Origin of the sequence: Alkalimonas cellulosilytica (assembly GCF_036325985.1) — a bacterium.
In the GTDB taxonomy this organism is placed as follows: Bacteria; Pseudomonadota; Gammaproteobacteria; order Enterobacterales; family Alteromonadaceae; genus Alkalimonas; species Alkalimonas cellulosilytica.
In genome coordinates, this window is the sequence record NZ_JAUHLI010000001.1 from 181728 (window position 1) to 199855 (window position 18128).

General features: G+C 53.8%; 16 protein-coding genes. 5 read left to right on the top strand and 11 right to left on the bottom strand.

All coding sequences use genetic code 11. The features are described 5' to 3' along the window. Positions 1–7: 7 nt before the first annotated feature. The 6 genes from QWY20_RS00830 to gloA2 all read right to left on the bottom strand — a co-directional run bounded on the left by QWY20_RS00830 (position 8) and on the right by gloA2 (position 8450). Positions 8–3700, bottom strand: a complete 3693-nt coding sequence (locus QWY20_RS00830) for an SbcC/MukB-like Walker B domain-containing protein (RefSeq protein ID WP_330127141.1) — start codon at positions 3698–3700, stop codon at positions 8–10. After that, complete coding sequence (sbcD, locus tag QWY20_RS00835; protein ID WP_330127142.1) at positions 3697–4938, bottom strand: exonuclease subunit SbcD; 1242 nt, start codon at positions 4936–4938, stop codon at positions 3697–3699. Before sbcD ends, QWY20_RS00830 begins: the two co-directional genes overlap by 4 nt. A gap of 137 nt (positions 4939–5075) precedes the next feature. Further along, entirely contained in the window at positions 5076–6005 is a 930-nt protein-coding gene (locus QWY20_RS00840) for a hypothetical protein (protein WP_330127143.1), read from the bottom strand. Between the two features lie 2 nt (positions 6006–6007). Continuing rightward, a complete protein-coding gene (locus QWY20_RS00845) occupies positions 6008–6337 on the bottom strand; it encodes a PadR family transcriptional regulator (RefSeq protein ID WP_330127144.1) in 330 nt (109 codons plus the stop codon). A gap of 666 nt (positions 6338–7003) precedes the next feature. Beyond that, positions 7004–7909 carry an NAD synthetase gene (locus QWY20_RS00850; RefSeq protein ID WP_330127145.1) on the bottom strand — a complete coding sequence of 302 codons (906 nt, stop codon included), beginning with the start codon at positions 7907–7909 and terminating at the stop codon, positions 7004–7006. A 157-nt stretch (positions 7910–8066) separates the two neighbouring features. Next, complete coding sequence (gene gloA2, locus QWY20_RS00855) at positions 8067–8450, bottom strand: SMU1112c/YaeR family gloxylase I-like metalloprotein (RefSeq protein WP_330127146.1); 384 nt, start codon at positions 8448–8450, stop codon at positions 8067–8069. Positions 8451–8575: 125 nt separating this feature from the next. Between gloA2 and QWY20_RS00860 the strand changes: the two genes are divergently transcribed. Next, positions 8576–9862, top strand: a complete 1287-nt coding sequence (locus tag QWY20_RS00860; RefSeq protein WP_330127147.1) for a serpin family protein — start codon at positions 8576–8578, stop codon at positions 9860–9862. A 126-nt stretch (positions 9863–9988) separates the two neighbouring features. Next, entirely contained in the window at positions 9989–10717 is a 729-nt protein-coding gene (locus QWY20_RS00865) for an SIMPL domain-containing protein (RefSeq protein ID WP_330127148.1), read from the top strand. Positions 10718–10729: 12 nt separating this feature from the next. On the opposite strand, the gene QWY20_RS00870 is transcribed toward QWY20_RS00865, so the two are convergent. The 3 genes from QWY20_RS00870 to QWY20_RS00880 all read right to left on the bottom strand — a co-directional run bounded on the left by QWY20_RS00870 (position 10730) and on the right by QWY20_RS00880 (position 12489). Then, positions 10730–11173: a hypothetical protein gene (locus tag QWY20_RS00870; protein ID WP_330127149.1), complete on the bottom strand. Its 444-nt coding sequence runs from the start codon at positions 11171–11173 to the stop codon at positions 10730–10732. 1 nt (position 11174) lies between these two features. After that, positions 11175–12017 carry a hypothetical protein gene (locus QWY20_RS00875; RefSeq protein ID WP_330127150.1) on the bottom strand — a complete coding sequence of 281 codons (843 nt, stop codon included), beginning with the start codon at positions 12015–12017 and terminating at the stop codon, positions 11175–11177. 79 nt (positions 12018–12096) lie between these two features. Continuing rightward, on the bottom strand, positions 12097–12489 hold the full coding sequence (locus QWY20_RS00880) for a glutaredoxin family protein (protein WP_330127151.1): 393 nt from the start codon (positions 12487–12489) through the stop codon (positions 12097–12099). A 176-nt stretch (positions 12490–12665) separates the two neighbouring features. On the opposite strand from QWY20_RS00880, the gene mgtE reads away from it, so the two are divergent. Beyond that, entirely contained in the window at positions 12666–14030 is a 1365-nt protein-coding gene (gene mgtE / locus QWY20_RS00885; RefSeq protein ID WP_330127152.1) for a magnesium transporter, read from the top strand. A gap of 30 nt (positions 14031–14060) precedes the next feature. After that, on the top strand, positions 14061–14987 hold the full coding sequence (locus QWY20_RS00890) for a M14 family metallopeptidase (RefSeq protein WP_330127153.1): 927 nt from the start codon (positions 14061–14063) through the stop codon (positions 14985–14987). On the opposite strand, the gene QWY20_RS00895 is transcribed toward QWY20_RS00890, so the two are convergent. Continuing rightward, entirely contained in the window at positions 14974–16197 is a 1224-nt protein-coding gene (locus QWY20_RS00895; RefSeq protein ID WP_330127154.1) for an iron-containing alcohol dehydrogenase, read from the bottom strand. The two genes, QWY20_RS00890 and QWY20_RS00895, sit on opposite strands and share 14 nt — an antisense overlap. Before the next feature lie 146 nt (positions 16198–16343). Here QWY20_RS00895 and QWY20_RS00900 point away from each other — a divergent pair, with 146 nt between their 5' ends. Then, complete coding sequence (locus QWY20_RS00900; protein WP_330127155.1) at positions 16344–16952, top strand: hypothetical protein; 609 nt, start codon at positions 16344–16346, stop codon at positions 16950–16952. Positions 16953–16963: 11 nt separating this feature from the next. Here the strand turns inward: QWY20_RS00900 and pelA are convergent, their stop codons facing one another. Then, positions 16964–18100: a pectate lyase gene (pelA, locus tag QWY20_RS00905; RefSeq protein ID WP_330127156.1), complete on the bottom strand. Its 1137-nt coding sequence runs from the start codon at positions 18098–18100 to the stop codon at positions 16964–16966. Positions 18101–18128: the final 28 nt, after the last annotated feature.

Below are 18128 nucleotides of genomic sequence, written 5' to 3' on the forward strand. Positions count from 1 at the left end.
TCGCGCTCTAATCAACAGCAGCCACTGCATAGCGACTGGCCAGCCGGCTTTCACCCATGCCACTTTTACGCGTCACTACCAACTGGGTGGGGATGCGTTCTTTCATCGCTTCAATATGGCTAATCACCCCAATCATCTTGCCGCTGGCATTGAGGTTATCCAGCGCATCCAGCGCAATATCCAGCGTTTCGCTGTCCAAAGTGCCAAAGCCTTCATCCAAAAATAATGAGTCGATGCTGGTTTTGTGGCTGACCAGATCGGACAGCGCCAGCGCCAGTGCCAGACTGACCAGAAAGCTTTCGCCGCCGGATAAGGTGCGGGTATCGCGCACCGCATCGCCTTGCCAGGTATCCAGTACGCAGAGCTCCAGTCCTTCGCCGGCTTTGCGTTGCAACTGATAGCGGCCATGCAACCGCTCCAACTGCTGATTGGCCAGATAAATCAAATGATCCAGCGTTAACCCCTGGGCAAACTTGCGGAATTTGGCGCCATCGCGTGAGCCTATCAGCCCATGCAAGTAGCTGAGGTCATCCAACTGCTCGCGCTTAGAGCTGATGTCTGACAGCAACTGCTGCTGCTCGCTGCGCAGGCGTTCATCCTGCTGCAACTGACCGCTGATGCCGCCAAACTGCTGGTTCAGGGCATCCAACTGCTGGTGCAGGCTATCGAGTTGCTGCTCGGTGTCGCTGGCATCGGTTTGGGCATACTGGCTGGCATGGGCGTCATCCTGCAATTGCTGCCACTGCCGATCGAGCTGCTGCCTGGCAAATTCTGCCTGTTGCTTTTGCTGCAGCAATTGCTCACGCAGTTGCTGCAGTTGCTGCTTATCTTCAGGGGTGAGCAGGGCGCGCAGGAAGCTTTGCTCGTTGGCAAAAATTGAAGCCTGCAAGGCCTGCTCAAATGCCTGTCGCTGCTGCTGGCTGCGCTCTTGCCATTGCTGTTGGCTCTGTTGCAGGCTTTGGATGCTGGCGCTTAGCTGATCCCAGGCTTGTTGTTGCTGCTGACGTTGCAGCTCGGCTTGCTGCAGCTGGTGCTCAGCTTGCTCCAGCCGCTGCAAGCTTTGCTGGCGCTCGACAGCGGGATCTTTATCGGCAAACAGCTGTTGCCGTTGCTGCTTTAATTGGTCGAGCTCTGCGTCACTTTCTTGCAGGAAAGCACTACGGTTTTGCAGCCACTCTGTCAGCTCCTGCTGTTGTTGCTGCAAATACTGCTGTTCGCTTTGCTGGCGCTCCAGCTGCGGTTTTAACTCGTGCAGCTGTTGTTGTTTGTGTTGCCACAGCTCAGCATCCTGTTGTTTTTTTACAAGAAAGTCGGGAAATTCAGCCGGCGCTGGCATACTTTGCTGCTGTGCCTGCAACAGTTGGCTGATGTGTTGCCACTCGGCGCTTAGCTCTTGTTCCAACTTACTGAGCGCGGCTTGTTCGCTAGTCAGCCGCTCTTGCTGCTCTGTTTGCTGCTGATGGCACGCCTGGTGCTGCTGCCTGGCTTGCTGCAACTGGTGTTCGAGTTGCTGGCAGTGCTGCTGTTGTTGCTGTAATTGCTGGTTCAGTGTGCGCAGTCGCTGAATACGGGCGCTTAGCTGCTCGAGCTCTGCCTGTTTGCTGCTCAAAAGAGTGCTTAACGCTGTACCGTCGTCAATCGCCATGGTTGCTGGCACTGCTGTTTGCCTGGCCAGGCACTGCTGCCACTCCTGCTGCAATTGCTGTTGCTCAGTGACCAGTTGCTCGCAGGCCGTTTGAAGCTCAGCCTGATGGCGCTGGCAGCTATCCAGTTCAGCCCGCAGTTGTTTGCCTTGCTCTTCGAGGGCTTTGAGCTCAGCCAGGGCCTGATCGCGCTGCTTAATGTGCTCAGCCGGGTTGTACGCATGCCCATCCAGTGCCGGGTGCTGCTTGCTACCACAGAGCGGGCAGGGGCTGCCGGGTGCAAGCTCTGATCGGTACTGCGCCAGTTGCTCATCTTGCGTCACCAGCTTGCTAAGAGCCTCGCTCAGTTGGCGCTGCTGGCGGTATTGTGTTGTCAGGTTTTGGTGCTGCTGCTGCAATGCTTGCAGTTTTTGGCTCACTTGCTGCAACTTCAGCTGCCTTTCCTGCTGCTGGGCGGCGTTTTGTTGGTAATGCTTGTGCACTTGCTGCAAGGCATGCCAGTGGGGCAACTGCTGGTTGATGGCATCCCGTGTCTCTTCGTCCTGCTCCAGTGGACGGCCTTGTCCAACTTCTTGCAGCAATTGCTGTGTCTCTGCAATTTGTTGCTGCGCCGGTTGCAGCTGTTTTTCCAATGTCTGGCAGCGGTTGCTTAGTTCCGTTTCCTGGGCGCTGCTGTTTGTCAGTTGCTGCTGGCAGTGGGTCAGCTGTTGCTGCTTTTCGCTCAGTCGTTGTTGCAGTTGCAGGCAGCTTCGATGCAGCTGTTGCAAGCGGCCCAGTTCACGGCCAAGCTGCGCATCGCCCTGGTGCTCCTGCAGATAGCTATCCAGTTGCTGCAAGGTCTTGGTCAGCTCTGTCAATTGCCGGGTTTTGTCACTACGTTGCTGCTCCAGTTGCTGCAACTTTTGCTGCTGGCTGCTGTACTCTGCCTGCTGTTGTTGGTGCTGAGCTGTCCGTTGCTTCAGGCTCAGATCCAAGGGCACAACCTGCTCGCTTAGTAGCTGCTCAAGCGCTTTGTGCTGGCTTTTGGTCGCTTGCAGTGCTGCCTGCTGTTGCTGCATTTCGGTGGTTGCACTTTTGAGCCGGGCTGCCTGCTCGGGCTGCTGCTGTTGGCGCTCTTTTAGCTGATCTTCGGCCTGCTGCGCATGCTGCTGGCTGTCTTGCCAGCGCTGATACAGACCGCGCAGCGCCTCGGCGGGCTCACTGTCGGCCAGCCGCTGCAGTGCCGGGGCGGCTTGCTGCTGCGCCTGTTCGGCTTCTTGCAAAGCGGCCTGGGCTGCTTGTTGCTGTTGTTGTGCCTGTTGGTAGGCCTTATGCCAGGCCAGTTGAGCCCGTAGGCTGTCTTGCTGCTGGCGCAGTGGCTGCAGTTGTTGCTGCAGGCTCTGTTGCTGCGTTTTCAGTTCAGCTTGCTGGGTATCGGTTAGCAGCTGCATGCCATCGGCCTTGGCGCTTAAGGTGTCCAGTTGCTGTTTGGCCTGGCTGAAACGCTCGTGCACCAGCATCGAGATCTGGCCATAAATTTCGGTGCCGGTCAGCTCTTCCAGCAGTTCGGCGCGCTCGCTTTCATTGGCCAGCAAAAAGGCGGCAAACTGGCCTTGCGACAACATCATCGAGCGGGTAAAACGGGCAAAATCCAGCCCGGTCAGTTGCTCAACTTGTTCGTTTTTTTGTTTTAGTTGACTGGCCAGTACTTTGCCGCTTGAAACTTCAGCCAGCTCGACATCGGCCGGCTGCAGCTTGCCATCGGCCTGGCCGCGGGCGCGGCGCATGCTCCAGTGGGCGCGGTAGATTTTGCCTTTAACCTCAAACTCCACTTCGGCCAGGCAGTCGCTACAGCCACGGGTCATAATGTCGTTGCTGCTTTGGGTGATAAGACCTAGCCGTGGCGTTTGGTGGTAGAGCGCCAGGCAAATCGCATCCAAAATGGTGGTTTTGCCGGCACCGGTTGGTCCGGTGATGGCAAACAGGCCATTGTCGGCAAAAGGTGGCTCAGTAAAATCAATGCGCCACTGGCCCTTTAAGGAGTTGAGGTTGGCAAATTGCAAACTCAGAATTTTCATGCCGGGCTCTCCCCGCTATCTCCCTGTGCAACATCATTCAGTACCTGAGTAAACAGCTGCTCCAGCCGTGTTTTTCGGGCGCAGGTGTTTTCATCGTCGAAGTGCTCCAGCGCCAGCCGGCGTTCAAACACCTGCTGCGGGGTCAGCTCGGTCAGGGTTTCCTGTTGCTGCTGGCTCAGCGACTGGCGTTGTTTGCTGCGGGCCCGGCGCAGCTGCAGCACGTCCACCGCTTTCCCGTCGCACAGTGCCTGAATCCGTTGCTGCAGATCGGGCAGGTAATCATCCAATGTGACTTCAATGCTGAGCCAGGTAGGCTGCTCTGCTTGCTCCGGGTACTGGCTAAGTTGCTGCTCCAGTTCGCTCAAATTGCCTTTTAGCAGCGCCATGGCCTGAAAGCGTGGTACTTCGAGTGGTGTCACTTCCGCAAGTTTGTCATCGGAAAATTGCACCAGCAGTACCTGCTTGCTGCTACCCAGCTCATCGAAACTGAGCGCAATCGGCGAGCCGCTGTAGCGAATATGTGGCTTTTTTCCGACGATTTGCGGCCGGTGAATATGGCCAAGGGCAATGTAATCGGCCGGTGGAAAACCATCGGCGGCAAAGCCATCCAAGGTGCCAATGTAAATATCGCGCACCGACTCGGACTGGCTCACCCCTAAAGCACTTAAGTGGCCTGTCGCCACGATCGGTAGCGGCTTTTCTAACGCCTCACGCTTGGTCAGGGCCAACTGGTACAGCTGCTGGTAGTGCTGCGAAATGGCTGTGCCCAGCGCCTGACGCTTGGCAAGACCACTATCGCCGGCACGGCTTTGCAGCACATCGCGCGGTCGGACAAAAGGCACAGCGCACAGCAGGGCACCAGGGCTGCCATCGCGTTTTGGCAAGGTCAGCAGTTGTTGCTCGGGTTCATCGGCCACACTGGCCACCACATAGGTATTGAGGCAAGCCAGCAACTGGCGCGATTCATTCAATACCGATACCGAATCGTGGTTGCCACCCAGCACCACCAGACAAACACCCAGCCGGTTACAGGCCACCACAAATTCGTTGTACAGCTCGCGGGCATAACTGGGTGGGGTGCCGGTATCAAACACATCACCGGCTACCAGGATGGCATCGACCTGCTGCTGCTCTGCCTGTGCCAGCAGCCAGTGCAAAAAAGCCTGATGTTCGGCTTTGCGGCTTTTGGTGAAAAAGCTTTGGCCGAGGTGCCAGTCGGAGGTGTGGATAATTTTCATACAAGGCATGCTGATGAACGATAGACAGAGCCTTAGACTACCATAATGGATTCATTTTTAAGGGACCCTTGCTGGTTTCTGCTGAAAAAAACAGGCAGCGCGGGCTGCCTGTTGCTTCCTGACTTAGATATATGCATTTACATGCGTTGCAAGCGTCGCCAGTCACGAATGACTTCCCAGCCCGGAAACAGAGCGATAATCAGTAAAGTGATGGTGATGCTGCGCTCCAGCTGCTCCGTCGTCAGCCAGGGCAGTTGGGCCGGCACACCGCTAAAGAAAGGACTGGTCCATGCCAGAATAACAATGGCTGTTACCAGCAGGGCATTGAGTGCCAGGTTGGATTTCAGCAGGGCAGCTGACCAGTAACGTTGCTTCAGTTGCCATGCACTCAGGGCAATTCCCAGCAGCAGCAAAGGGCTAAAGGCCTGCAGCAAGAAACGACTGGTGATGCTGAGCTCTACCGATGCAAGGTTCTGCCCAAAAACCGGGTACCAAATCAGCAGCAACAGGAACAAGTACGTCGCCAGATCGGTGAAAATATCACTTAGTTCAATTTGTTGCCAAGGTTTCGCTAATTGAGGCAGCTTGGCAGGATCCCAGCTGGTTGTAGACTTACAAGCACTGCCTTGCTCTTTCCCAATCATCCAAAAAATCAGTGTGATCACACTAAAAGCAAAGGTCGCATCGCGAATAAATCCGCCTGCCATATGCTTTAACATCAACAATAGCCCAACCTGTTCATTGCCAAGCCAAAGCAGGCTGGATTGAATGACCTGGATCAGGAACAGAATGCCAAACACCATGGCCAGGGTGTAGCTGAATAACGGCATCAGCCCGATTGGGATTAAAGGGGTTGGCGGGGCAAACTGATGCGCCATTTGTTTCGGCGGACCAAGCTGTTTCAGTACGCTGTGTATCCGTTCTTCATCGGTTAGACTGGGTGCTTGCTCTTGCAGAGCATCCAGCTGATCGAGAATATTGGCTTTCAATTCGCGAGTGACATCCTGCTGTTTCTCTTTTGGCAGCTCTTGCTGCACGGCGGCCAGATAGCGTTCTAATAAGTCCATGGCTAGTGCTCCAGTAGTGGCCCTAAGGCGCTGTTTAGTTGTTGCCATTCCTGCGTTAACTGCGCCAGCAAGTCGGCGCCTACTTCTGACAGTTGGTAGTAGCGCCGCTCCCGGCCTTCGCCCTGACGCCATTCGCTGTCCAGCAGCCCCTGATCGGCCAGTCGGCGCACCAGCGGGTAGAGGGTGCCTTCGTCGATATCAATACCGGCATCTTGCAGTTGCTTGCGCAGCGAGTAGCCGTAGTGAGGGGCTTTCAATGAGCTGAGTACTGCCAGTACCAGCACACCGCGCCGCAGTTCCAGCCGCATTTTGTCCAGTTGCGCTGAGGTCATCGTTGATTCCTGCTTACTGTGTGCCGCATACTGTATGTGACACAGTAAATGTATACTAGGTGACACACAGTAAAGGTGTCAAGGTGCTTTTGTGGTTTTTTTGCACAAAAAAAGCCGGCGCAGGGCCGGCTAGTGTAAATTTGAGGTATTGGAACACAGTTAGATTGAAGTTATCTGGCCGCTTTCATTTTTGAGAGCCGACTGAGCGATGGTAGCTCCAAATGTTTCGGTAGTGCTCCACACCTTGGCGATACTTTGAAGAGCCATACAATTGATGTGCGAGACTAGCCAGAGCTATTCCTACCAATCCAGTTAAACCAACACCATATGTGCCAGCAAGGAAGGCAAGCAAAGTTCCAACAAACAGAGTGGCCAGGCATGCTCTGTTAAACCAAATCAGAAATCCATGGAAAACCGACCATCCCCTTGTAACCAGAAAGGTTGCTGTTGCAAGGATAAGCATCAGTAAGACTATCGAACCAAGCTCAAAATAGGCCAGTGAGGACTCACTTAACCAAGACGACAACAGAGAGGAAACTATGAGTACCGAAAGTGATAGACAAATAACCATCAAGAAAACGGCCGTAAGCATATGCCACATACCAGTTGGGAACATCTGATACTCTGGTAAGGAGCTTCTATTTTGGTGACTTTTCTTTTTGGGCACTATTCTTCCTTAACTACTACAATCGCTAATTGTCTAAAGCTACCCCCGAGAGCACTTCCAGCATATGCCAGACCTGCACCTGTTGCATCTTTGATTTGGCGAAGCGTTGTTGCTTGAATTGCCGCATTGGAATAGCGACGCTCAATCTGGCCGGCTCTTTCCATCATTTTGAGGGTAGAGTTTGAAATGCCTGGGGCATTTGAGCGGGCTATTTCTCTGGACAAGCGCCGACGTTGTTGACGGTTCAAGCCTTGTAATGCTTCACGGGTTGGGATACCGCTAGCATTAAGAACTTTGATACCACGTATAGTCATTAAACCAGCAGTGGTCGCCCCACCGATGGAGATTATATCAAGTGCCATAGTTGCGTTTTGGTACCAAAGTTCGCTATCAAGTTCGTCGTTTCTGTTTGGGGCTACAATCTCGTTTCTAGTTCGCATGATGCTGTTGCCGCACTGTATGGAGCTTGCAGCTGCTGCGCCATAGGCCATTACAGTGAAAACACTCGAACTACCACCACTGAAAGGAATTGCAGCGCCAGATGTAAAAACGACAAACCAGCTAAGGGCTGCGGCACCACATGATAAAACAGCCCCTGTGGCTTCAGATACGATACGACTTTCTCGTGGGTTATTCTTTACTTCAGATATATACGTTGATGCGGAAAGGCCAACAGGTGGTTCACGAAGCACAATATTTACTGGTTTAATAAAACAAAGTGGTTCAAATTCCCTTAGGGTAACGGCAGTACCTCGACTATCAATGAACATAACTCCAGCACCAACAAGAGAAATATCATCATCAATTGCCCTGAAAAGACGATCTTGATTTATTAGATGAGACAAACGACGACGAAGGTTTTGTTCATTATATGAATTGAGGCCAAGCGGTAGTGGTGAAGCCATTTATAAGTCCCTTTGCTGAAAATCTAGATTTTTTAAACTTTATCTTTCTATTATTTCTACAATGTTAAACTCTGGGGTTTTTAGTGTCAATTAAACCCTGTCTGCGTATACAGAAAAACACTATACTTTGCAGAATTAACTGCAAACTGAAATATAACTAAGCCTGATACAGTTCCAGCGGCAATCCGTCCGGATCCTGGAAGAAAGTGAAGGCTTTGTCGGTATAGGGATCAATGCGAATGGGTTCGACGGCCACGCCATGCTGCTCCAGATAGGCTTTCACCCTGGCGACATCCTCCACTACAAAGGCTAAATGGCGCAAGCCTTGTGCTTCGGGTTGGTTGGGCCTTGGCGGTGGGGATGGGAACGAAAACAACTCCAGTTGGCTGCCGTCTGGCAGTTGCAAATCCAGCTTCCAGGAGTCGCGTTCGGCCCGGTAGTGCTCTGCCAAAATTGGCAGCTTAAGCAACTGATGGTAAAAGGCTTTCGAACGCTGGTAGTCCGAGCAAATAATGGCAACATGGTGAATGGCTTTTAGCATAGCCGTCTTCGTCGTCTGAGTAGTACAGAATGCGATAGATTTTATAACACTTAGTCACAGTTTACACCCTGTGCGCTCCTATACTGATAACCTGAATTCATGCCTTAAAGTATAAGGAGGATGCGATGCGATATCTGAGCCTTGTCTTTAGTCTGCTGCTGGTTACTGGCTGTGGTGACTCTGAGACATTAGCGCCACCGGTACAACAGGAACCAGCGCCGGTTGGCTATCAGTTCAGCCAATCCAATCTGCCGCGGGATGTGCAGCCTGAAGTGAGTGCAGCTGCATTTGAACAGTTGATTAGCAACAACAATGATTTTGCTTTAAGCCTGTACCAATGGCAGGCCGGGAGCGACCAGAATCTGTTTTTTGCGCCTTTATCGGTATCCCTGGCAATGGCCATGAGTTACGCCGGGGCCAGCCAGCAGACGGCAGCTGAAATGGCGACGGCACTGAACTTCCAATTGCCGGACGAGCAACTGCATCCGGCCATGAATCAGCTGCAGCTTCGGTTGCATGAAACTGCCGCTGCCGGTGATTATCCGATGACGCTGAATCTCACTCAGGCCAGCTGGTTGGAGCAAAGCTATTCCGTCCTGCCTGAGTACCTGGATCTGCTGGCGGTGCATTACGGCGCTGGCGTACATCAGATTGATTTTAAAGAGCAACCCGGCAAAGCCAGAGACACCATCAATAACTGGGTGGCCGAGCAAACCGAAGGCAAACTGACCGAGTTGTTGGTTGATGGCAGTGTGACTACTGATACCCGCTTGCTGTTGCTCAATACCATGCATTTTAAAGCCAATTGGGCGCTTCCGTTTCAGCCCCAGTATACCCATCAGGCTGATTTTTATCCACTTTCTGGCAATACAGTCCAGGTTCCGATGATGCAGCAGGATGCGGTTCGCACCTTGTATGCGGAAGGCGCTGGCTATCAGGCCATTCGTTTAGCCTATGCCAACCAGAAGTTTGCCATGCTCGTGCTGGTGCCGGCTGAGGGCAATTTCACGGCCTTTGAAACTGAGCTGGATCTGAATCGGTTGCAGCAAATCCGCCAGCAACTTAGTGAACATCTGGTGGATTTGAGCCTGCCAAAGTTCCAATGGCAGCACGAACTCAATTTGAAAGCAGCACTGCAGGACTTTGGTATGCAGGACGCTTTTCAGCCTGGCGTCGCGGATTTCTCCGCGATAGACGGTACTCAAGCGTTGTTTATTGGCTCGGCGGTGCACCAGGCAGTCATTGATGTGGATGAGTACGGTACCGAAGCCGCAGCGGCAACGGCCGTGGAGATGGGCGTGGTCAGCTTGCCACCTCTGGCCGAGCTGCAGGTGAACCGACCTTTTATTTATTTGATTGAAGAGCAGGACACCGGTGCCATTTTGTTTATCGGGCGTTACCTGCAGCCTTAAGCTTTGTTTTGTGCTTTGCTCTTGACCATCCTGCAAGCACATAGCCGGATGGTCAGGCAGTTAAGGCAGGGTTCACCCTGGCGGGCTATGCTTGGCCTGACTTTCGTTTTTGTTAAGAGGTTTACCATGCGAACCATGCTACTGACCGTGGCTTTTAGTGCCTTTCTGCCTTTTGCAAGCCAAGCCAGCCCGGTGCCGGACTTTCCTTTTGTGACGGTGACGGGCTCTGCCCAGATGGAAGTGGCACCGGATTCAGCCCGTATTACGCTGGTGATCCGGGCCAATGCCGAAACTGCGGATGCAGCCACCAGTGCGGTGTATCAGCAAGGTCGCAGTCTGCTGAGTTATTTGCAAAGCAAAGGCGTGGATTTAGGCGATATTGAAGCAGCCCAGATCAACAAAGAAGCGACCTATCAGGATTACAGCAGCCGGGTTATTACTGGGTATGCGGCAACTCAGCCAGTATTTGTCCAGCTACGCAGCATTGAGCATTACATCGATATTATGGATCATCTGTTCAGGCAGCCGGCTATTTTTTCCATTCAGGGCCAGTTTGAAACCAGCAAGAAAGAGCAATTGGAGCAGGAGCTGATGGCTAAAGCCGGAGCCGATGCCCGTCAGCGCGCTGAACGGTTGGCAAAAGCGCAGGGAGCAGGCATTCACTCGGTTTTTGCCATCAGTGAAGGCAGCCGAAGCTGGGGCAGTTTAAGCTCTGATTTTGGTTTTGGCGCGGGCAGCGGTGTTTATGGTGTGATGAGAACTGCCAGTGCTGATATGGCTGAAAGCAGTCTGGTGCTGCCGAAGCACATCCGTATTCAGCAATCGGTGAATGTGATTTACCGGCTGGAGCCTTAGTTTGGTAAAATGCTAATCGCCAGTTGCACAGGGGCTTGGTGTCCAGGGTGCTGTATTCCCGGGCCAAAGCCACTGTCGCTTGCGCTTAAGCGGACTGAATGAATAGGTGTTTGCCAGCGGCAGTGGTTGCTGTTGGCACTGCACAACCAGATCGTAGCTTTGCTCCTGAGCAAGCTCATTGAGCATCACCGGCTGGCCAGCCTGCTGCAACAACACACAGCTAGCCCCGCTGCTGTCCCGATAATCAAGGCTTTGCAGTGGCTGTTGGCCTTGCAAACCGCCAACCAACTGCAGTGGTACGGCTCCACAGCGAACAATATGCAAGACGCTGTCGCCCTGGCGATAGTGCAAGATGGCTGCCCGTGCTTCTGCATCCGGCAAATCAGCCTCGGCGGTGTAATGCACAATACTGCAGCCCGACAAGCTCAGTACCAGTAGAAAAAGTAGTGTTTTCATGTTACCCCCACAGCATCGCCACTAAACGTAAGCCTAAAGACGGATCTTGCCAGTAGGCGGTATGGGCCAGTAACCAGCGCTGGCCGGTATTGACGTAATGGCCATGCAACAACCAGCCTTTGTCATCACAGCCTTGGCGATAGCGCAACTCAAGAGGCCCTTCTGTGCCCTCTACTTCAACTTTATTGCCAAATACCCGGCCACTGACAATAGGATCATGTCTGCTGTAAAAGTTGTGCCAGGGCAGGCGTTCATGCTCTGCGGGCAGGGGATGCAGGGTGACTTTGGGAAAGATGGGCCAGGGACCGATTTGTAAATTCAGCCCCAGCGGGCTGCCAATGGTTACCAGCCCCTGTACTGGCCAGAAGCGACGGTCTTCGCCCTGAAACAGGCCAGGCTCTGCAATCAGTTCGTTCAGTACCTGCAAGGCATAAAAGCTACCCAGGCTATGGGCCAGCAATAGCACCCGGTGGCCTTGCTGGTGGGAGTGCAGGATTTGCTGGCGCAGACCAGCGCGAATGCTCGCTGCTGTACTGCCCTGACCGGCGGCAATCACCACATCGCCAATCAAATCTACTGTCATACTGAGCGCGCGACGGGTCAGCGGCCGGCCTTTGGCAATCGCGCCTGCCAGCTGCTTACCCAGTTGGACACTGGGATGCGCGTCGTTTTTATCTTCGTACAGGTATTGCAGTACCTGATAATCTTCATGGATATGGCTGGCAGCCAGTACTGTATCCACCAGTTGGCGAACGGACTTATCCAATGAAATCTGCTGGTTGGTGCCGGTTTGCACCCCATGCACCACCAGGATGTGGGGGGCTTTACTAAGATCAACGGCCATTGCGTGGCCTCAAATCTAAAAGAATTGCTTAACTCTAGTACAAATGTTGGCCAGATCAACCCGAATTGGGTGGTGCTGGTTATTTCGGCGCAAATTGCTGTTGCAAGTAAGCAATAATGTCGTTGGACTCATACAGCCAGCGAACTTCCGCCTGGTCATTTTCAATCCGTAAACAAGGCACTTTTACCCGGCCACCACCTGCTTCAAGTTCAGCCCTGTGAGCGGCATTGTGCTGGGCGTCCCGCTGCTCGATGGCAAGGCCAAGCCGGTTGATTTCTTTGCGTACCTTGATGCAAAAAGGGCAGGCTAAAAACTGATACATCACCAGTTGCTGGCAGGCTTTATCGATCTCTGCCTGTGCTGCGGGCTCTCGCTGCAGCGGTTTGGGTGTACTGAGCTTTTCAGCAATCAGCATGAAGGGTGTTAAAATAAGGCGGATAAAACAAAAGAATAAGCGGATCACGCTGCGCATAAACGACTCTGTTGGTTGTGAAAAACGACTTAACACGGGCGCGAGTTTAGCATGATCAGACAGTGAAACCCAGTCGATGTTCGCTAAGCGTGTGGTGAGGTGCCGCTGCATTTCTGCCGGTTTTCAGCTAAGCTTTACTGAATAACTTCAATCACTTCAATAAGAAAGGTTTTTCTATGCTATTGCTATCGCAGAAAATGCAGGGCTTTGCTGATCAATTAAAAGCGGCCTTGCTGGCCGAGCAGTTTGTGCAGGCCCGCAAGATGGAAGATAAAGTGTCTGCCGCCCGAACCGCTCAAATTCTGCTGGATATTCCGACCGGCAGCATATTGCAGTACTTTGCTGAAGTGGGTTGGGTGAAAGCCGGGCAGGTGGCGGCGCATTTACCACAGGAAATGGTGGTGCAATTGCTGCAACAGATGAGTTTGGATGATGCTGGCTCTTTACTGGCTGAAATGTCCCTGGAAATCATTGCTGATTTAACCGCTGCATTACCAAAGTCTGTGGCTGATACCTTACTGCAGCAGTTAGACGCTGAGTTGCAGCAGCAGGTGGCTGAGCTTCGCAGCTACCCGGAAGGCACTGCTGGTGCTGAAATGAGCCCCTACTTTTTGTCGGTGACTGCAGATGCTCAGGTCAAAGAAGTGATTGCCGCGGTTCGGGAAGCACCAGCCGAATTAGCCCGCACTGCTTACATTTATGTGGTGGATGACAACAATCACCTGAAAGGCGTGCTATCGCTGCGAGAGCTTTTGCTTAGCAAAGCCGATGAACAGGTTGGCCGTTTTATGGTGCCGGATGTGTTTGCCATCGGGGTGCAGGATGAGGCGATGGAGGCCGCACGGCGCATTCGCTCACGCCACTTAAAGATGCTGCCAGTGATCAACCAACATGAGCAACTGGTGGGGGTGATTGGCATTGAGCAGGCGATGGAGTTGCTAACCTATGATCTGGCTGATGATTTTGTCGCCATCAATGCAGCTTCACCGGATGAGTCCTTTTTTACCCCGCCCAAGCAAGCAATTAAAAAGCGTTTGCCCTGGATGGCAGCCAATATTTTCTTAAACTTAGGCGCTGTGGTCGTCATTAGCTCTTTTGAAAGCACCATAGTGCAGGTGGCGATTTTGGCAGCATTTTTGCCGATGATCACCGATATGGGTGGTAATGTCGGCATTCAGGCGTTGTCGGTGTCCATTCGCAGCATGGCATTAGGTGAAGCCCGATTACGGGATTTCTGGCTGGCAGTGCGTAAAGAAGTGTACATTGGGCTGTTCAATGGCCTGGCGCTTGGCGCTTTGTTCTGTGTGGTGGCTTTTTTGCTGGAAGGCAACCTGGTACTGGGACTGGTCGCCGGCATCGCGCTGGGTTGCAACGTGCTGGTGGCTGGTGTGGTTGGTGGCTCGATGCCGTTTTTAATTAAACGCTGGGGCAAGGATCCGGCCATGATGACCGGGCCGGTGCTGACCACCATCACCGACATTACCGGCGTCACCATCTACCTTGGGCTTTGCACGCTGTTTCTGGCATCCATCATGGTGTAGCATAGGCTTTTTTTGCAGATGTGAGTCGTGATGACAGAATCGATTTATGCCATTGGCACGGTGGGCACCCCCTGGGGCGAAGCGGAAAAGGCGCTGTGGTTAAGCCAGCAAAGCATCAAGCGCAGCTATCTTGAACACGTTGCCAGCCAACTGGACGCCATCCCCGCCGGCTTTCAGTTGGTTTGTTACGGCCAGCTCGATTACCGCTCCTTTGGTGCCAGCGAGTATCCGTTGTATGCGGTGAAAAGCAAGGTGTGGGACCCGGCCAAACCCTCAGTGCTGGTGACTGGTGGCGTGCATGGTTATGAGACCAGCGGCGTGCAGGGTGCTTTGGCGTTTTTGCAGCAGCAGGCGTCTGAGTACAGCCAGGCATTCAATCTTTTGGTGCTGCCATGTTTAAGCCCCTGGGGCTATGAAACCATCAACCGCTGGAACCCCAAAGCGCTTGATCCCAATCGCTCCTTTATCAGCAACAGCCCGGTGGCTGAATCGGCGCTGGCCATGGCCTATGTGCACTCGGTAAGCAAGCACTGGCTGGCGCACATCGACTTGCACGAAACCACCGACAGCGACAACAGCGAGTTTCGCCCGGCCAAGGCGGCCCGTGACGGCACCGTGAATACCAACTGGAATATCCCGGATGGTTTTTATCTGGTGGCTGATACCAAACAGCCGGCGCCCGACTTTCAGCAAGCCATTAATGAGGCCGTGGCCAAAGTGACCCATATTGCTGAACCGGATGAACAGGGCTGTTTGATTGGGGAGCCGGTGGTGCAGCCTGGCGTGATCTTGTACGACACCAAAGCAGCCGGCCTTTGCGCCGGCATGACGAATGCAGCTTTTGTCACCACTACCGAGGTGTATCCGGACAGCCCGCGCAGTACGCCGGAAAACTGCGCACAGGCGCAGCAGGCGGCTATTGCGGGTGCATTGGATTTTCTGCTCAAGCAGCCGTAACATCCGGCAACAGCTGCCTGATCAGCTGCTCGGCGCCTTGTTGATTCAAATAACGTGGTACGGCGTAAGTAAAACGGGCTTCTTTGAGCGCTGCTTTGGCAATAGCCGGGATATCGGCCGGCTGCAAGGTTTCAACCCTGCAGGGAATGTCAAAGTCCTGATTGAGTGTGCGAATGGCCGCTATCAGGGCATGCGCCGCTTGCTGCTCCGTAGCTTCTGCGTCTGCCAACTGACAGTGTTTGGCCAGTAGCGCCATTTTACGGCGGGCTTTAGGCTCTGAGAACTGAAGCACCGTTGGCATCACTATGGCATTGGCCAGGCCATGGGGCAGGTGGTAATAGGCCCCCAACTGATGGGCGATGGCATGAATGTAACCGACACCTGCCACGGTAAAAGCTTTGCCGGCTAAATGCGCTGCTTCGGCCATTTGCTGGCGGGCTTCGAGATCGGATCCGCTCTTATAAGCGCGCGGTAAATAACGAAAAATCGCCTTTGCAGCGGCCAGTGCCTGCTGATCGGTTGCTCGGGTGGCGTTCTTCGATAAGAAGGCTTCAATGGCATGGGTTAGCGCATCCATGCCGGTACTGGCAGTAATGGCTGGCGGCAGACCGGTCATCAGGCTGGCATCAAGTGCTGCTGCTTTGGGTAATAAGCGCACGTCAATTAACGGCAGCTTGCGCTTATTGACCGGATCAGACACCACGGCGGCGATGGTGACTTCCGAGCCGGTCCCCGCTGTAGTGGGAATGGCATAGACCGGCAGCATGCCGCGCCACACCCGCAGCAAACCACTCATGTGAAGCACCGGCTTGTTGTTCTTTGCCCTGGCGCCAATCAATTTGGCGGCATCCATCACCGAGCCGCCACCCACCGCCAGTAAGGCACTGGCATTGGCGGCAAGCAGTGCTTGATAACCGGCTTCGATTTGGGCATTGGTGGGGTCTGGGGTGATGTGATCAAACAGCTGGTAAGGGATGTGAAGCCGCTCCAGCTCGGCCTGAATCGGTGCCAGCACACCCAGTTTACTTAAAGCGGTATCACTGACCAATAAAAGACCACTGTGTTGCTGGGCTGCGATGTGTGCCAGCAAGGCATGGCTGCTGTTGGCGCCACGAAAGACCTGCGGCCAGCGAAAGGGCAGCAAGGCGGTGGCCAGCTTAAAACCCGCCATATAGAGCCGAAAGGCAATTTTTTCCAGTGCAAACAGCATGCTGCATTCCCTTCGATTGAACATTATATAATGTAATTTGTACACCAGGCGCCGCTGCGATGCAAAGCAATTGCCTGCTGCAATGGCATGGATGAATTGCATCAGGCAGAGGCATGCCTTAGGCTGTAGCAAAAAAGGAGAATGGTATGAAAGCACAAGTACTACTGGCGCTCGGAGCTGCCGCTTTGGTGGGCTGTCAGCCTGCTGAGCTGGCTGCACCGCACAGTGCACACGAAACACCAGCCTTTAAACAATTCTTTCAGGCCTTAGCGCAGCACTGTGGCCAGGCCTATCCGGGAGGCCTGACGCTGGAGCCGGAAGGGGATGATATGCTGACCGGTACCGAGCTGTTGATCGTGCACTTTCGGGAGTGCAGTGACGAACAGCTGAAATTGCCGTTTCATATTGAATTGGAAGCCAGCCAAAGCTGGGATCGCTCCCGCACCTGGATCATCAGCCGTCATGCCGATGGTCTGGAGCTGCGACACGATCACCGCAAAGCCGATGGCAGTGACGACAGCACTACGATGTATGGCGGTTTCACGGTTGGCGAAGGCTCGGCCATCACGCAACAGTTTCAATCCATTTCACGCACCGAAGAGTCGGGTTACTTTCGTGGCTGGCGTATCGAAATTGAACCTGGGGTGCGTTACACCTACGGGACCGTGCGGGGTGACAACTGGAGTTGGCGCATCGACTTTGATTTAACCAAGCCGCTTGCTGAATTCCCGCCACCACCCTGGGGCCATGATTAATCGAAGCACTGCTACTCAGGGAACTGCTGCCGCCAGTTTTGATAGCGAGCCAGCGTGGCTGCAGGCTTATCCGTGTACCAGCCATAGCCCTGACGCCGCTCCAGCGAGACCTGATGCACGTCGTAATAGAGGGAGCCGTCCCGATCGCCAAAAATGGGGCGGTTGCTACCCAGCTCAGCAAAGCGAGGCCAGATAGGCTCAGCTCCCGGTTGCTGCAGTAATACCCGCTTGGTTGGGTGCCAATGATGATTCAGGATCTGATGGCGCTGGTACCAGCGCATAGCGCTGTGGATGCTGGCCTGCAGCTCGGCTGAAGGCTCAGGTAACTGCATCAGAAAATCCAGCAAGGTGGCACTTTCAGCCGTTGCCAGCGCCGGCATTTCATAGGCTCTGGCCCAGGCCGGCTCCAGTCTGTGTTTGTGGTACTGGGCGGCCCATAAACTTAAGCCATCGCTGTCTTGCTGTTGCAGACGCAGTACCATGGCTACCCCTTTTTCAAACTGAGGGGCAATGGCTGTACGCAGTTCTGCTGAGACAAAAGTAAAGGGTGGCTCCGCCTGCAGGCTTTGCCATAGCAAACTGAGGATGTCCTCTGTCACTTCATCATTCAGGGTAATATGGTCGTGGTAGTCACCGCGAAGCGGAAAGCTCTGTGGCCAGCCCCCATTCGGGTATTGGGCACTTAGGATCAAGTGTAGCCCCCGTTCAAAAGCCTGCCGGTAGGCCGGCTTACCACTGGCGCTATAAGCGTTGGCAAGTATTCGCAACTGGGTGGTGGTAGCACTGTTGTCAAAGGTGGGGATGTAGTTCGCCTCAACGCCAAATGCCTGGCCCGGTTGGCGAGGCTTGCTCATGTCGGTGCGTTTGGACCAGCCACCGGACGGGGTTTGCAGAGACAATATCGCTGCAACCACCTGCTGGCCTTCCTCCGTCAGGTACCAGTCGACCGGCTGCTTGGTATCAAAGCCAAAGCGGCGCGTCGCAGCAGGCAGTTCAGGTTGTGCTTGCCCTAATAACTTCAGCTCCGCCTGGATAAAATCCTGATCGTTCGCCATCAATTCAGCCGAGCGTTGATAGTAGGCCTGCCAGTCACTGGCACAGAGCGATGGGGCCAGCAACAGGAGCAGACAACAGCAGTAGTTACGCATGGATCACCTCTTAGTTGGTCTGGCTGCG

Bases quoted from the DNA above. Each gene is read 5' to 3' on its own strand.
- sbcD (WP_330127142.1), bottom strand. From the start codon at position 4,938: ATGAAAATTATCCACACCTCCGACTGGCACCTCGGCCAAAGCTTTTTC.
- QWY20_RS00840 (WP_330127143.1), bottom strand. From the start codon at position 6,005: ATGGACTTATTAGAACGCTATCTGGCCGCCGTGCAGCAAGAGCTGCCA.
- QWY20_RS00895 (WP_330127154.1), bottom strand. From the start codon at position 16,197: ATGCTGTTTGCACTGGAAAAAATTGCCTTTCGGCTCTATATGGCGGGT.
- QWY20_RS00880 (WP_330127151.1), bottom strand. From the start codon at position 12,489: ATGCGCAGCGTGATCCGCTTATTCTTTTGTTTTATCCGCCTTATTTTA.
- mgtE (WP_330127152.1), top strand. From the start codon at position 12,666: ATGCTATTGCTATCGCAGAAAATGCAGGGCTTTGCTGATCAATTAAAA.
- QWY20_RS00860 (WP_330127147.1), top strand. From the start codon at position 8,576: ATGCGATATCTGAGCCTTGTCTTTAGTCTGCTGCTGGTTACTGGCTGT.
- QWY20_RS00850 (WP_330127145.1), bottom strand. From the start codon at position 7,909: ATGGCTTCACCACTACCGCTTGGCCTCAATTCATATAATGAACAAAAC.
- QWY20_RS00865 (WP_330127148.1), top strand. From the start codon at position 9,989: ATGCGAACCATGCTACTGACCGTGGCTTTTAGTGCCTTTCTGCCTTTT.
- gloA2 (WP_330127146.1), bottom strand. From the start codon at position 8,450: ATGCTAAAAGCCATTCACCATGTTGCCATTATTTGCTCGGACTACCAG.
- QWY20_RS00900 (WP_330127155.1), top strand. From the start codon at position 16,344: ATGAAAGCACAAGTACTACTGGCGCTCGGAGCTGCCGCTTTGGTGGGC.
- pelA (WP_330127156.1), bottom strand. From the start codon at position 18,100: ATGCGTAACTACTGCTGTTGTCTGCTCCTGTTGCTGGCCCCATCGCTC.
- QWY20_RS00875 (WP_330127150.1), bottom strand. From the start codon at position 12,017: ATGGCCGTTGATCTTAGTAAAGCCCCCCACATCCTGGTGGTGCATGGG.
- QWY20_RS00870 (WP_330127149.1), bottom strand. From the start codon at position 11,173: ATGAAAACACTACTTTTTCTACTGGTACTGAGCTTGTCGGGCTGCAGT.
- QWY20_RS00830 (WP_330127141.1), bottom strand. From the start codon at position 3,700: ATGAAAATTCTGAGTTTGCAATTTGCCAACCTCAACTCCTTAAAGGGC.
- QWY20_RS00845 (WP_330127144.1), bottom strand. From the start codon at position 6,337: ATGACCTCAGCGCAACTGGACAAAATGCGGCTGGAACTGCGGCGCGGT.
- QWY20_RS00890 (WP_330127153.1), top strand. From the start codon at position 14,061: ATGACAGAATCGATTTATGCCATTGGCACGGTGGGCACCCCCTGGGGC.